The sequence below is a fragment of the Enterococcus sp. AMC1252 genome (assembly GCF_058216515.1).
Map to the genome: position 1 here is coordinate 3310981 of NZ_CM177097.1, position 15893 is coordinate 3326873.

At 36.7% G+C, this 15893-nt stretch carries 13 protein-coding genes; 3 read left to right on the plus strand and 10 right to left on the minus strand.

Annotated elements, in window-relative coordinates; translation table 11 throughout:
• Nucleotides 1–38 precede the first annotated feature (38 nt).
• The 5 genes from AC4BB5_RS15720 to pth all read right to left on the minus strand — a co-directional run bounded on the left by AC4BB5_RS15720 (nt 39) and on the right by pth (nt 6884).
• Nucleotides 39–503, minus strand: a complete 465-nt coding sequence (locus AC4BB5_RS15720) for an FtsB family cell division protein (protein ID WP_490457008.1) — start codon at nt 501–503, stop codon at nt 39–41.
• Between the two features lie 63 nt (nt 504–566).
• Nucleotides 567–842, minus strand: a complete 276-nt coding sequence (locus AC4BB5_RS15725) for an RNA-binding S4 domain-containing protein (RefSeq protein ID WP_088270005.1) — start codon at nt 840–842, stop codon at nt 567–569.
• 5 nt (nt 843–847) lie between these two features.
• Nucleotides 848–2431, minus strand: a complete 1584-nt coding sequence (locus AC4BB5_RS15730; protein WP_490457009.1) for a putative polysaccharide biosynthesis protein — start codon at nt 2429–2431, stop codon at nt 848–850.
• 319 nt (nt 2432–2750) lie between these two features.
• Complete coding sequence (gene mfd, locus AC4BB5_RS15735; protein ID WP_490457010.1) at nt 2751–6284, minus strand: transcription-repair coupling factor; 3534 nt, start codon at nt 6282–6284, stop codon at nt 2751–2753.
• A gap of 33 nt (nt 6285–6317) precedes the next feature.
• A complete protein-coding gene (pth, locus tag AC4BB5_RS15740) occupies nt 6318–6884 on the minus strand; it encodes an aminoacyl-tRNA hydrolase (RefSeq protein ID WP_490457011.1) in 567 nt (188 codons plus the stop codon).
• Nucleotides 6885–7234: 350 nt separating this feature from the next.
• On the opposite strand from pth, the gene AC4BB5_RS15745 reads away from it, so the two are divergent.
• Nucleotides 7235–8215, plus strand: coding sequence for an L-lactate dehydrogenase (locus tag AC4BB5_RS15745; protein ID WP_490457012.1), 981 nt, complete (start codon nt 7235–7237; stop codon nt 8213–8215).
• Nucleotides 8216–8262: 47 nt separating this feature from the next.
• Here AC4BB5_RS15745 and AC4BB5_RS15750 read toward each other — a convergent pair whose 3' ends face one another.
• The 3 genes from AC4BB5_RS15750 to AC4BB5_RS15760 are packed head-to-tail and all read right to left on the minus strand — an operon-like array spanning nt 8263 to nt 10376.
• Nucleotides 8263–8799, minus strand: coding sequence for a transcription repressor NadR (locus AC4BB5_RS15750; protein WP_490457013.1), 537 nt, complete (start codon nt 8797–8799; stop codon nt 8263–8265).
• Between the two features lie 19 nt (nt 8800–8818).
• A complete protein-coding gene (locus AC4BB5_RS15755; protein WP_490457014.1) occupies nt 8819–9658 on the minus strand; it encodes a chorismate mutase in 840 nt (279 codons plus the stop codon).
• Nucleotide 9659: 1 nt separating this feature from the next.
• Nucleotides 9660–10376 (minus strand): NAD-dependent protein deacylase, encoded by a 717-nt coding sequence (locus AC4BB5_RS15760; RefSeq protein ID WP_490459084.1) that lies wholly within the window; start codon nt 10374–10376, stop codon nt 9660–9662.
• Nucleotides 10377–10616: 240 nt separating this feature from the next.
• Between AC4BB5_RS15760 and AC4BB5_RS15765 the strand changes: the two genes are divergently transcribed.
• Complete coding sequence (locus AC4BB5_RS15765; RefSeq protein ID WP_490457015.1) at nt 10617–10916, plus strand: hypothetical protein; 300 nt, start codon at nt 10617–10619, stop codon at nt 10914–10916.
• Between the two features lie 59 nt (nt 10917–10975).
• Here the strand turns inward: AC4BB5_RS15765 and queG are convergent, their stop codons facing one another.
• Complete coding sequence (gene queG / locus AC4BB5_RS15770; RefSeq protein ID WP_490457016.1) at nt 10976–12121, minus strand: tRNA epoxyqueuosine(34) reductase QueG; 1146 nt, start codon at nt 12119–12121, stop codon at nt 10976–10978.
• 342 nt (nt 12122–12463) lie between these two features.
• Here queG and AC4BB5_RS15775 point away from each other — a divergent pair, with 342 nt between their 5' ends.
• Nucleotides 12464–14437: a MucBP domain-containing protein gene (locus AC4BB5_RS15775; protein WP_490457017.1), complete on the plus strand. Its 1974-nt coding sequence runs from the start codon at nt 12464–12466 to the stop codon at nt 14435–14437.
• Between the two features lie 277 nt (nt 14438–14714).
• Here the strand turns inward: AC4BB5_RS15775 and AC4BB5_RS15780 are convergent, their stop codons facing one another.
• Nucleotides 14715–15758, minus strand: coding sequence for a zinc-binding alcohol dehydrogenase family protein (locus AC4BB5_RS15780; RefSeq protein WP_490457018.1), 1044 nt, complete (start codon nt 15756–15758; stop codon nt 14715–14717).
• Between the last annotated feature and the right edge of the window lie 135 nt (nt 15759–15893).

Here is a 15893-nt window from a genome sequence, read left to right on the forward strand (position 1 = left end):
AAATGTTCCTCCTATTATTTACCCTATTATATCTGCAGTCATTCGCCTGATGATTTCTCAGTTGAATCAGACTGTGATTGACTTCCTTCTGATGATTTCTGCTCATTACCGGAGCTAGTCGTTCCGCCTAACTCTGGAATGGTATAGATTTGTTCGCCTTCTTTAGAGAAATAGTAACGACTACGCGCCAACTTAGCCACATAAGCGTCATCTCTTAAAAGAGAAACATCTTGTTCTAAACGATTTAGCTTCTTATCTGCTTCTGCTGATTCAGCTACAGCTTCAGCTTGTTGTACTTTAAAGGCGTTCAACTGCTGATAGTCTTTCACTAACTGGATCCCCGAAACAATAAAAATCACAAACGCCACGAGAAAAACAACTGCCAGACGTCGGCGCCTGAAAATCAACTGCTTTTGCTGTTTCTGAAATTCGGCATACTGTTCTTTCGTATACTCGTTATCTAACGCAGCAACTTTTTCCATGTCTTTTTTCTTTTTGCCCATGTTTTCCGCTCCACTCGTTTTTTGGTTTGTCTGTCTTATTATACCAACATCTAAGAAGCTTGTCTAATCTAAATTGTCACTATTTTCGACTCTTTTCTCCGAAATAATCTGATACATCTTTTCTGCATCTTCTTTTTTCGTTGAATCGCGAAGCTCAAGTACTTCGATTTCTAGAATTTTATTTCCAAATTGAATTTTGATCTGATCCCCAATTTTTACATTACTAGATGACTTTGCTAAAATACCGTTGATTTGGATACGGCCTTTATCTGCAACTTCTTTTGCTACAGGTCTTCTTTTTATGATACGTGAAACTTTTAAAAACTTATCTAAACGCATGTATTTTACCTCTTCATTCTTAATATTTTAGCTCCATACGGTAATGTCAGCCATTCCCGAATTGTAAATAACTGTATTTTAATAATAGTAAATATAAATGTTGCAGCCCCAATCAATACACCAACAATTGCAATAACTAATGCTTGCCCACGATGTTCAACGACGCCTAATAAAAGCGCAATAACACCTTGATAACAGAGTAACACAATTCCCATCGTTCCTAAACTAAGAATTAGTTTCTTAAAGAAATGATTTTCTATAATGTAACAATTGATTTCTTTTTTCGAAAAAAGGATCAACAAAAGCAAAGTAGCCAGTAAACCTGCAACCGTTGAAACACTTGCACCAAGTGTTCCCCAGTTGTATGTCAAAAAACTTGTCAAAAAAAGCTTAATCAATAAACCGATTCCAGCTGAAAACATTGATGTAAAAAATTGATTTCGACTTTGAAAAATACTTTGGTAAGCTTGGATAACCGCCATAAAAGCAATTGAACAAACATAAACACCTAAGACACCATTTCCTTTATAATCTTTAAATAAAGCAAAATTGATATATGGCAATAGCAACGCTAGACCGATTGAAGCAGCTGCAGCAATTGTTGTCGTCAAGCGTAAAAAGACCTTAGCAGCTTGCAAGAAGCGGCCTTTTTCTTTGCCTATAAAATATTTCGTCAATGCAGGCAGAAAACTTGAACTTAATGCCAATGCAACAACTAAACCTAATTGAACTAAAGGCTGACCACGGTCATAGATTCCCTTATCGATTTTTGCTGCTGAATCGCTGATCCCTGCTGCAACTAAGGAATTCTTAACAAAGAAAGAATCGATCAATTGAAAGAGGATCAAAAATGCGCTATATAAAGATACAATCCCGCCTTCTACTACTAAACGACCAAATAATTTTCCCGAACCTTTTTCAACTTTCCACTGAGTAAGATACGCTGAACTTCCTACGCGGATTTTCCGATCGTAATACCAAAGAATTCCCGCAGCAACAATACCACCCAATAAAGCACCGCCCATAGCAATCGTTCCTGTTTGATAGACAGACCACCCAAATCGGCTGAAAGAATACGCCGCAATCAAAATCACGCCAACGCGAACAATCTGTTCCATTACTTGAGAAACCGCACTAGGTATCATCAGCAAGTGCCCTTGAAAATTCCCACGGTAAAAAGATAGTATAGGAACTAATATGAATGTAAAAGAAACGACTTGAATCAAAGAAGCTAATCGATAGTCCCCCATCATAAAGGCAATTTCATGACTCCCAAAAAAGAAAAACGCCCAACACACCCCTGCAATCATAAAGACAAAGGGAAAGAGTTGTTGTAACACTTTCTTTTGTCCACTAATATCAAGTTGTTCTGCTACTATTTTTGAAATAAACTGTGGCAATCCTGATAACGCTAAGGTCATCGCAATACCATATATTGGATAAACTTGCTGGTAAACATAGAATCCTTCATCACCAACCAAGTTTTGAAAAGGCACCCGATAGACTGCACTTAGCACTTTAGCAATAAATGATGCGACAGTTAAAATAGCTGCACCTTGCATCATTGACCGCATTTCTTTGTGTGCCATTGGTTGACCTCCTATTTTAAAAGCGTAACAGGCTCATTCAGCTCTGACTGGAAAATAGGATAAATTGACTGTGACGCTTTTTGTCACAGTCAATTTTTATCTTTTTCCCAAAGAGTTAGCCTGTGAAGCTAGATAAGTTTAAAAGCGTAACGGGCTTGATAACCTCGACTGAAAAATAGCGAAAAATCGATTGAGGTGCTTTTCACCCCACTCTATGTTCATCTTTTTCCAAAAAGGCTAGCCCATGAATCTAGATAAGTCCAAAAGCTGAATGAGCTTACTCAGCTCTGACAGAAAAATCGATTGAGGTGTTTTCACTTCACTCTTCCTCAACAACTGTCGTTTTATACTTTTCCTGTCTTAAAGCCGTAGTAAATGATGCTACTTCTTGTAGCCAAGCAGCTTCTTTCATATCTTTGGGTATTTTTAAACGAACTGACATTTTTTCATTCTCTACAGCAAGGTCTGCTTTTAGTTGAGTCTGAGACAGTGCCTCAAATAGTTGCTCTACGCTATACGTTTTTGTACCGATTTTACTTAAAGTAAATGTGATTTCTTGTTGTCTTTTACGGATTGTTTCCAGTAACGCACGATCACCGTCCATTTTGATTTGACCCGTCGTCAATAAATGAGCCACTTCATCTGGGTATTCACCAAATCGATCAAGTAGATCTGCTTCTAGTTCATCATACATGTCCATGTTTTCTAACTGACGAATTCGTTTATAAATCTCAATTTTTTGGCGTTCGTCTGAAATATAGCTTGTTGGTAAGTATGCATCAATACCCAAGTCGATCTCAACAGATGTTTTTTGATCTTGAATATTTTTCCCTTGTTTGCGGGCAACGGCTTCTGAGAGCATTTGCGAGTACATATCAAATCCAACCGAATCGATAAACCCATGCTGTTGGGCACCTAATAAGTTTCCTGCTCCACGAATCGACAAATCTCTCATGGCAATTTTAAAACCTGATCCTAACTCAGTGAAGTCTTTGATTGCTTCTAAACGCTTTTCACTAACTTCATTCAAAATCTTTTGCTGTTCATACATAAAATAAGCATACGCAACACGATTACTTCGGCCAACCCGACCACGTAATTGATACAAAGTCGACAATCCCATATAATCAGCATTTTCCACAAATAAGGTATTTGCATTTGGAATATCTACACCCGTTTCAATGATTGTTGTTGTAACTAAGACATCATATTGCCGTTCAATAAAGTCAAATAAGGTATTTTCTAATTGAACTTCAGTCATCTGACCATGGGCGTATGCAATTCTAGCATCTGGAACCAAAGCTTGGATTTCTTCAACTTTTTGTTCGATCGTGTCCACCCGATTATAGAGATAAAAAACTTGACCATCCCGAGCCATCTCTCTTTCGATTGCTTCTCTAATAGCCCCTGGATTGTTTTCCATAACGTATGTTTGGATTGGATAACGATTTTCTGGCGGTGTCTCAATAACCGAAAGATCACGGACTCCAAGCATTGACATATGCAACGTTCTTGGAATTGGCGTTGCTGTTAACGTTAAGACATCGACCTGTGCACGAAGTTGTTTCAAACGTTCTTTATGTTTCACACCAAAACGTTGTTCTTCATCAATTACTAATAAACCTAAATCACTAAAATTCACATCTTGAGAAAGTAACCGATGAGTGCCTACTACAATGTCTACTTGACCATGTTTGATTTTTTCGATGGTTTCACTTTGTTGTTTTTTCGTTCTAAACCGGCTCAATAGGCCTACTTCTACAGGGAAACCCTCGAAACGATCTAGCATTGTTTCATAATGTTGCTGAGCTAAAATAGTAGTAGGAACTAAAAAAGCGACTTGTTTATTGTTATTGATTGCTTTAAACGCAGCGCGCAAAGCGACTTCTGTTTTTCCATAGCCTACATCACCGACTAATAAGCGATCCATTGGTCGTGTTTTTTCCATATCATGTTTGATCTCAGCTGTACTTCGTAACTGATCATCTGTTTCACTATAGGGAAAGGCATCTTCAAATTCCTTTTGATATGCATCATCTGGCGGAAAAGCGTAGCCTTGTTCTGATTCTCTTGAAGCATAGAGTTGAATCAAGTCGTCCGCAATATCTTCAATTTTAGAAGACACTTTACGCTTAGTTTTACTCCATTCACTGCCGCCTAATTTATTGACTTTAGGTGATTTTGCCTCAGACGCTACGAATTTCTGAATTAAGTTCAGCTGAGTAACAGGAATAAATAACTTATCGTCGTTTTGATATAAAATCGTAATGTAATCTTGATGAACACCGTCAACTTCTAGGGTCTGCATACCAATATATTTACCGATTCCGTGATTTGCATGAACAACGTAATCTCCATTTTTCAGATCGCTATAACTTTTTAATCGTTCTGCATTGGAAACAGTTTGACGTCTTGCTCTTTTTTTCGTTGTAGTATGAAAAATTTCTTTTTCTGTGATCGCAACGATTTTTTCGGCTGGTAATTCAAAGCCAGACTGCAATGAACCTTCGACAATTTGAATTTTTCCTTCTATTAAATTATCAGCAGAAGCTGTCACACTTGAAATATCAAAATCACGAAACAACTCTTCAACTTTTTGACTGCGTTCTTTCGTGGGTACAAAAACCACAACTGTCTGGTCTTGTTTTTGCCAGCGATCCATTTCCGTTTTTAATAATGGCATTTGACCGAAAAACTGCTGCATTGAACGATACTGAAAATTATGCACTGCTTGAAAACGGAGATTCCCCATTCCTTTTTGGAATAATGAAAAAAATGTTGTTGCGAATATCATTTTCCGTACTTGTTCATGGAATTCCAAGCCGAATGTTTGCTCTGGAAAGACTCGCATTTCTTCTAATTTGAGAACTTGCCACTCATTTTCTTCACGAATAATTTCACGCTCAGCTTCTAAAATACGCGCATAATCGTCAATAAAAACTAAACTATCCTTAGTCAAATAATCAAGTAAAGTCGTTTTTGTTTCATATAGAAAATCTGTGTAGTAATGAGCTGTATCGGTAGGGATTCCTTGACTCCACGACGTCGATAACTGGCCAAAGTAATCTTGAAGAAACTCTTTTTCGGTTGCATCTTTAGCAACTGCCATTCTTTTAGCTAGCGCCTTAGTTAATTGCTTTTCACCATAAATCAAATCTTCTTTGGAAAAAACGAGATCCGTCATTGGCGAAAGCGTCACAGATTCAATAGCACCGACAGAACGTTGGGTGTCAGCTTCAAAATAACGTAGTGAATCAATTTCAATATCAAATAATTCTGCTCTGACTGGATATTCAGCATTTAACGGATATACATCGACGATACTTCCACGAATACTAAAATCACCGGGCTTGCCAACTAATGACTGCCGTTCGTATCCCATTAAAACTAATTGCTGTGCTAAAGTATCTGGTTCAATTTCTCCGCCAATCTCCCAGTAAAGCTGCGCTTGTTGCCATGTTTGTTTGCTTGGTAAATATTTTCTCAGCCCTGCTACAGGAACTACAATGATTCCTGCTTGATCGGTCAAAAGAAAATTAAGTGTTGCTACTCTTTCAGCTCTCGCTTCTGGCGAAGAAAAAGCCATTTCTGCAGATAGCACTTCATCAACAGGAAAGAGATAAACTTCTTCATCTGATAAAATATTGCGAAAATCTTCAACTAACTGGTTTCCATAATAAAGATTTGGGACAGCCACGACGATTTTTTTGTTTTTTTCTTTATAGCCACTAGTCATGACCAGTGTTTTAGCAGATCCGGCTAACCCTGTGATCAACTGCCGTGTATTTCCTGTTAGTTGTTTTTGCCAATTTTGGGCTAGTTCACTTGCACCAATTCGTTCAATGATGTTCACAACAGGGGCCTCCTTTTATACTTTCTAATTTGTTTACTTCCCATTAAATTGATTCATCGCGTCAACAAATGTATGCCCTTCACAAGCATATATTGCAGCATCTGCAGCACTTTTCACTGCTAGTAAAATCTCTTCATGTTTTTCTTTAGGGAAACCAGTCAACACATGATGAACAACCGTATTACTGCCAACTGGTCGGCCAATACCTATCTTGATTCTTGGAAATACATTTGTTCCTAAGTGCGCTATCAAGCTCTTCATGCCATTATGCCCGCCAGCGCTCCCTTTCCCACGTAAACGAATCTTGCCAATTTCTAAATCTAGATCATCATAAATAACAATCAGTTCTGAGTCTTCTACCCCATAATATGTCATTAATGGTCCCACTGAACGTCCAGACTCATTCATAAATGTAAGTGGTTTGACCAACATGATTTTTTCTGTTCCTATAAAAAATTCAGCGATATCCGCTTCAAATTGACTTTTCTTGAATGTTGCATTATAACGATGAGCGATTTCATCTACAGTGATAAAACCGATATTATGTTTTGTCTCTTGGTATTTGCTTCCTGGATTGCCTAATCCAACGATCATTTTCATCTATTTATAGTCTCCTTAAGTAAGAGGTGCTCTTTTACCACCATTTATTCATTCTCCAACACAAAATATCTGGGCAGGAGAATCCCTTGCCCAGTTTTTTTATAATTATACCATAAAACAAGCAAGTGCCGACTTATTTAAATTCTTAAAAAAACTGTAAGCTTCAATTAATCGTTTCAAAAGGAAAAAAATTGCTTAAATCACAAATAGTGAAATACCGCACATGAAAGAGTTTTCTTATGAAACACCTCCGAAAACTGTATCAATATATAAAACAAAAAACGTGACAAATCTCACAAACGATGGTATTATCATTGTGATAAAACAATTAACTGAAAGGAATGATACACATGACTGCAGCAGTTGGAAATAAAGACCACCAAAAAGTTATTTTAGTTGGAGATGGCGCTGTCGGATCTAGTTATGCTTTTGCCTTAGTTACTCAAAATATTGCCCAAGAAGTTGGTATTATTGATATAGATACAAAGAAAACCGAAGGAGATGCTGCTGACCTATCTCATGCGCTAGCTTTTACTTCACCTAAAAAGATTTATGCAGCTACGTATGATGACTGTCACGATGCTGATCTTGTCGTATTAACAGCCGGTGCTGCTCAAAAACCTGGTGAAACTAGAATTGATTTGGTTCACAAAAACTTGAAAATTAACAAACAAATCGTTACCGCTATCGTTGATTCTGGTTTTAATGGTATTTTCTTAGTCGCGGCTAATCCAGTTGATATTTTAACTTATTCTACATGGAAATTTTCAGGATTTCCAAAGGAACGCGTTATTGGCTCTGGAACTTCATTAGATTCTGCTCGTTTTCGTCAAGCAATCGCAGAATTAGTTGATGTGGATGCCCGTAATGTTCATGCTTATATTTTGGGAGAACACGGCGACACTGAATTTCCAGTGTGGTCTCATGCTAATGTTGCTGGCTTACAAATTTATGAATGGGTTAAAAATAACCCCGATGTTGATGAAGAAGCGATGGTCAACTTATTCTTCAATGTAAGAGATGCAGCTTATTCAATCATCGAGAAAAAAGGTGCAACATTCTACGGAATCGCTGCTGCCTTAGCTCGAATTACCAAAGCGATTTTAGATGATGAAGATTCCGTCTTCCCACTATCTGTTTACTTGGATGGTGAATACGGACAAAATGATATCTTTATTGGCGCACCTGCTGTGATCAATCGTCAAGGAATCAAGCAAGTTATTGAAATTCCGTTAACAGATTCTGAGATGGATCGGATGAACGCTTCTGCTAATGCTTTGAAAGAAGTCATTAAATCAGCATTTGAGAAATTTGAAGCTGAAAATAATTAATAAAAAAGGAATCATGGCTTTTCAGCTTTGATTCCTTTTTCTATAGTTTATAAAGAATCGTTTATTGACTCTTTATATAAAATATTCTTTTGTGTTAAGGCTTCCTTGATTTGTTCGAGCCTTTCTTCATTTTCACACCGAATCGTATGTAGGTGGATTCCTCCAGTCAGCTCAGATAATAAAAATGCACGACTTTTTTCATAAGCCTTTATAAATTCTTTTATCTCTTGTTCTGTACGGATATGCAAGCCGCCAGTCAGCTCACCATAAATTGGATGTTCTACCACGACATCTATGATTTCTCCACCCAATGATACAATCGTCAATAACTCATCTTCTGTTTGATCAGGTGTATGCTGACAGGCAATTTTTCTGATGATCCCTTGTTTATCTTTTTCAGTTTCAAGCAAATAACCTCTGGCTGTTGCAATTATTTCATACCCAGCTGCTCGCAGGAGCGCCACATCTCCAACCACTATCTGACGACTGACCTTGAACTCTTTTGCAAAACGGCTAGCACTCATTGGTTTTTCTGTTGCTTCTAGTTTGAGCAAAATGGCTTCCCGTCTTTTTACACCATCCATTCAACTTCCTCCTAACTTCTTAGTCCATTTGCTTTTGCTGAAATTGTTTTGAAATATCCATGATGCCTTGATAGGTTTCTTTTATTACTTCTTTATACACATCGTTATTGACATAACCCTCGATTTTTGTTAATACTTCTTGTTCTCTTGCAACATCTAAAATTGGTTGATCGGATGTCTTTTTAATCTCAACGATTGCCTCAACTATATTCATCCGTTCTTCTAATAAGCTAACGATTTGTTTGTCTATTGTATTGATTTTATCTCGCTGGATCGTGAGTGCTGAACGTTTGTCATCCAATTCGATTTCTTTGATGATTTTCGCTGGATTTCCGCCGATCACACAATTATCTGGAAATGATTTTGTTACAACTGCCCCCGCCGCCACTACGACATTATCACCTAAAGTCACGCCAGGAGTGATCACAACTCCGCCACCAAGCCAAACATTATCACCAATAGTAATTGGTTTGCCATATTCCAAGCCGCTATTTCGTTTAACTGGATGTAAAGGATGTGTCGCAGCATACAATTGAACATTTGGTCCAAACATACAGTTATCCCCGATCGTAATCGGACATATATCTAGAAAAATACTGTTGAAATTTGCATAGAAATTTTTTCCAACATGAATATTAAACCCATAATCAAAACTGATTGATGGTTCAATGTAACTACCTGTTCCGGTCGTACCAAATGTTTCTTCTACTAATTGACGGCGGACTTGTTCATCTTCTTCTCTGTTAATCAATTTCATCTGCTCTCTAGCAAATTTTCGAGCTGTTACTAATTCTGGATCTGCTGCAAAATAAAGTTCACCATCAATCATTTTTTGTCGTTCTGATTTTATTTTTTCCATATTAAAGCTCCTTTATCGAAATAGTTTCAAAGATTTTCGTTGCATCTTCTTTAACAAAATAAGCTGCTCGGTTTAATTGAATCGGTGTTTGATTGATCACTAAAATGTTTGCAGTCTCTGCTGCATAATGAATCAAATCGCAAAACGGATGAACTTGAAAACTCGTTCCCACGATGACGATTAATTCTGTATTGACAATAGCTTCAATTGAAGTTTCGATTACCCGCTCGTCCAACCCTTCCTCATATAAAACGATATTAGGACGAAGTTGCCCGCCACATGAATCATGGCGATCAGAGTTCAAGTAAGTCTTTGCTGGAATTTTTTGTCCACATTTTCTACAATAGCACTCATATAAACTTCCATGGAAATCCACTAAATTCTGACTTCCAGCTTGTGAATGTAAGCCATCGATATTTTGAGAAATGGTCCAAGTGTCCTTGGTCTTTTCAAGTTCTGATATTTTCAAGTGAATGCTATTCGGTTTAGCACAGGGATGATACAAGGTTTGTATAAATGAATAAAATTTTTCTGGTTCTTCTACTAGACATGTCCGGCTCAGCAAATACTCTGGTCGCTCAATTCCATGATAAATCCCTGATAAAGAACGATAATCAGGTACACCAGAAGCAGTCGAAACCCCTGCACCTGTTAAAAAGACGACGTTTTTAGCCTCTTCAATCAATTTTACAGCTTTTTGTCCATCCGTTGTTTGCATCATCTCAACTCCTAGTAGTTTTATTATAGCCTAAATACAGGTTAGATAGAAAACATATTCGCATAAAATCTCAAAGAAGTGTTTTATTTTTGTTAATCATCATTCTTCTAACAAATAAAATGATTTCCAACAAAATCAAGGAAGAAACAGTGAAAAATGTCGGGTTTTTCACTGTCTTTTCATGACAAACAAAAGAGAACGTGATAGAATACTTAATGTATAAAAGTGAGGTGAAACTTCGTGGTAGCATTTATTATTTATTGGGCAGCTATTTTAATCTGCATCGCTTGGGGCATTTTAAGTTTATGGTTTTCGATCTATTATCTTTCACGTAAAGAAAATGGAAATTTATGGGCTTTTGCATTCTTTAACGTTCTTGCAGGTATTGTTTTAGCAATTGTTTTAGTTATTTACAAAACGTGGGACTTCGATATCCTAACGTACTCAAGCTTGATTTACACAATTTTAGCTTCATATGGCGTATTAACAGTCTTACAAGCTATTTTAGGCCGCGAACCAAAAGAAGCTGCAAAAGCTTAATTTTATTAATTGAGTATCAAAAAGCACTGAAAAGAAGTCTTTTCAGTGCTTTTTCTATCTTATTTTTCCAACTGCTTGATTGCATTCTTTATTTCCACAAGCACTTCTTCCTCCGGCTCTTTTTCCAACAACTCATTTAAAACAGTAAGCCATTTTTCTGCTTCTTTATTCCCTAGTTTCCCGATTGCCCAAGCTGCAGTTCCCCTAATTACTGGTCGAACGTCTTCTGTGGCACAAACTAAAATTTCAGGTAAAGCACTTCGATCCCCAAGATTTGCCAAGGCAATCAAGGCATTTCTTTGAAGCGGTTTTTTCCCTCGCCAAGAACCCGACAAGTGTCCAAACTGAGATTTAAATTCTTTATTCGACATGCTTAACATTGGCTTTAACTTAGGATACACGGTATCAACCTCTGGTTCCATTTCTTTATGAAAGTGAAAGTCTTTCCCTCTATTGTAAGGACAAACTAGCTGACAAATATCGCATCCATAGATAACATTATGCATTTTTTTTCGATATTCTTCCGGCATCATATCTTTCGTTTGAGTTTGATAGGATAAACATTTCTTGGCATTCATACTGCCATTCCCTAAAAGTGCTTGTGTAGGACACGCTGTAACGCAACGCGTACACTCACCACAGCCAAAAGGAATAGGTTCATCTACTTCAAAATCGATATTTGTAACAATCTCACCTAGATAAACAAAAGAACCAAACTCTTCTGTAATCAACAATCCATTTCTTCCGATAAATCCTAGACCAGCCCGTTGTGCAACAGCAACATCCACTAATTCTCCAGTATCTACTTGAGGCGCAAAACGCCAGCTTTCCGTTTCTTCTAGATCTTGGGCCTGCGACTGAATAAAATCGATCAACTTACCTAACCGATCACGCAAAACATCATGGTAATCAATTCCCCAAGAAGCTCGAGCAAACATCCCTCTTTTTTCATCTCTAGGAACTTTTCCATCTATTTTAGTCGGGTAGGCTAAGGCAATAGAAATAATCGTTTTGGGATTTTCAAAAGTTTTTTCTGGATAAATCCGTTCCTCGATCACTTGATGCTCAAAACCAGAATTAAACCCACGTTCTCTTTGTTCTTTCAAGGAATCTTCTAATTCATAGAATGGTTCAGCTGAAGCAAAACCAATTTTATCGATACCTAACCGTTTACTCTCTGCTATGATTTTTTGTTTTAATGTCATGCCATATACTCCTCATCTTAAACGCTGAATGAAAAACCGAAGATAGAATTTTCACCTCATCAATCAGACTATTTTATTATAATCTACTCATTAAAACCTTGTCTCCTTTTTGCTCTTACGTTCATACTACTATTTTCCATAAAATAAAAAAAATTTCAATATTTCTCCAATCTCATCGTAGCTATCTCCCGTTAAATTGACATTTACATATTAATTTTAACGAAAATATATCTTTTTTTAAATATTATTTTAATATTAAACACATTTTTATGATAGAATGGTTTGTGATAATGTTCTTTTATTGTCATTACACACTTTATTATGAATACGGAGGAAATACATATGAAAAACAGAACTACTTTATCATTACATAAGAAAGCATCAATCCACACACTCATGCTTCTTGCTCTTTTAGCCCCGACTTTTCTCTCGTCGTCTTTTGTTTTTGCCGAAGATACTACACCCACAGCTGAACAAACCAATACGTCTCAGTCACCAGAAAGTAGCGAAACAGCCGAAACAACGATTGAATCTTCTACAACTTTAGAAAGCATTATCCCAGAAAAATCCAGCTCTAATGCAGCTGACAACGAAACCACAGTGGCAACGACTGAATCTACAACTGCACAAGAAGACGTAACAACTATGATGGCTCCCAGAATAGATACTATCACTATTGCAGATCCAATTTTAAAACAAGCGATTCTTTCAACGCTAGGTTTGCCTGTAAACAGTGAGTTAACAGCAACAGATATGGAACGTTTGACTAATCTTTCCATTAATTCTGCACAGCTAAGTAGCTTTTCAGGATTGGAACATGCTACAAACTTAAGCTCCATCTATATTAATACAAATAATAATATAACTGATTTTAGCCCTTTAGAACAACTCTCTTCTTTAACATATGTGACACTGCAAACCAAAAGCTTAACTAGTGCCAACTTCCCTGATTTAAGCAAAAGCACTGGTCTGCTCAATCTTGGTTTAGGTTCTACTAGCATCGATAACGATATATTACCTAAAATTGCTCAGTTAACATCATTGTCACGTATTTATATGGATTCTAATGTGAATATTACAACAATTGAGCCTTTAAAAGTACTTCCTAAGCTAAAATCACTTTCTGTTCAATTTTGCGGGATCACAGATTTTACTGTTATCAACGAGTTCCCTGCTCTTAATGATTTAGCTGCATTTGGACAAAATACAGGACGAAATGATCTACCAACAACAATTGGCCGTTCTTCTTTAAATTATGATTTTGACAAAGAAACAGTATATATTCCTTTTTCGATGATGCCAAATCGAATGACGAACTTCGATGGGCATATTCCGCCGTTTACAACGTCTAATTCTGCTAGTAATACTTATTTTGATTTTAACGGTACTCAATTATCTGCAAATCGGTTACAAATCACCGATTTAGGAATCACCGTTTTAAATGTAACAGAAGATGAGTTTAAAAATCTATCTAGTTTTAAATACAATGCACGTTTAAATAATCTAGCAGATTCATATGCTAAGCCTGAAGGGTTTACTTTTTATGCCATTTCTGCTGGAACTTATTTGCACCAATTCAATGTCGTTGACGATGGACAACCTGTAACGATTCATTACCGAGATTCTAACGGAAATGAACTGTTGCCTACCGAAACGCGGTCAGGATTAGTCGGTCAATCATTTGACATTTCAGCTCCAACAATTCCTGAATATACATTACAAGAAACAATAGGGGCGTCTTCTGGTAACTTCTCTGATCAAGAACAGACAGTAACATTTATTTACAAAAAAACACCTGCACCAATCATTGTACTGACCGGCAAGGTGATCGTACATTATGTAGATACTAATGATAAAACAATCAAAGACGATTTTGTCTTGACTGGCACAGTTGGCGATTCTTTCAAGACTGAGAAACCAGTAATCAAGGGCTTTACTTTTAAAGAAGTAAACGGGGCAACCACTGGTTCATTCTCCGAACAGGACCAAGAAGTGACGTATATTTTCACAAAAAATAACGATAAAACAGAACCTTCTACGTCCACCGATTCAACTGAAACTACTGGAACAACGACCTCTACTGTTGAAAAAACAACAACAGAGAAATCAACAACAAATTCCACAAACCAAGTACCAAGTAATTTGAGTAGTAACAGCCAAGTACCAAAAACATCTACCCGCGCTAATCTATCTGGTAAAAAGAAATTCCCTGCTACAGGTGACCAAACAACCTTTATCTGGTTATTCCTTGGACTTGTTCTAATCGGGTTTGTAAACTATCAATATATTTTAAAAAAAGTAAAACAAGAGAAATAAATTTTTATTAATCAAAACTAATTTTTTTCAAAATGAACTGATCTTTTAGAGGTCGGTTCATTTTGGATTACTCTTATATTTTTCATAGGTTGGTGAACTCAAAGCTGTTGCTGAATCGACTTGATCGACACCATCAATCATAACACCCAACAAGATAAGCTTATATGCTCTAACCTTTCATTATGAATCTCTAGTTCAATCAGATAAAATAATTAGGAAAGCAATTTTTTTGATTATAATCTCAGCTTTTGCAATAAAACGACTGTCTAAAAATAACTCACTCATTTCCGTTAAAAGGAGCACTAACTACGACTTTCCCTCTCATATGACCTGTTTCAACATCTATTGAAGCTTTTTTCAAGTTCGCCGCATTGATCCCAGTTGTATACGCTTTTCCTACAGGAGCTTCTATCTTACCAGAATCTGCCAGTTGAGCAATCAAAGTAAGTGCTTCTCCTTGTGTATTGATTTGATAATCAAAGTCAGTTTTAGCAAACACATACTCCCAATCAAAGCTAACGGACTTATTTTTCAAATAACTAATATCCAGCACTTCATCCAAACCGACAATTGTTCCTATGTGACCGAAAGGACTAATCAGTTCAGCCGTCATTTCATAATACGGAATAATATTGAATAAAACTGCTACATAATCAACAGTTTCAACACCAAACTTTTCTAAGCTTTGTTTAAGATCTTGATGATAATCGATAGGATAATCTACCCTCATCTTTTTTAACCAGTCAAAATTTATTGGACTAGAAGTAGCGTATACGATCATTCCAGCCCAATGTGCAAGTTGATTTAAAATCGATCCTACACCGCCTGCTCCATTAATTACCAAAATCGTTTTTCCTTGATTCGCATTTTCTTTCGGAATTAGACCGAATTTTTCAAACAATAGTTCAAAAGCTGTCAGCGATGTTAGCGGTAATGCCGCTGCTTGTTCATCACTTAAATTACTAGGAGCCAATGCTACAATTCCTTCATTTACTAATTGGAATTCTTGATTACTCCCAGCTCTTTTGGTTGTCCCAGCATAAAAAACACGATCCCCAACAATAAATTTTTTAGTCTCTTTACCAACAGCTACAACCTCCCCAACACAATCAAATCCTAAAACTTGTAGTTGGCTTTGTTTCTTTGTCCTTTTTCTTAATTTTGTATCTATAGGATTTATTGAGGTCGCTTTGACTTTTACAAGAATATCTTGCGGTTCAAGTGTCGGGATCGTCTTCCATCCATCTACAAAACTAGCTGTATTTTCAATAGGTAATCCTTCAAAAAAGCCGACCGCCTTCATTTTTTGCCTTCCATTCATCGTTATTTCCTCCCGTTACTTTTACTAATAGTATGGACTCAATCATTTGATATTGATATTTATTTGTCTTAGATACAAAAAAGAAGCTAAGATAGTTGACCTTCGCTTCTTTTTTATATTGTGTTTTTTATTGCT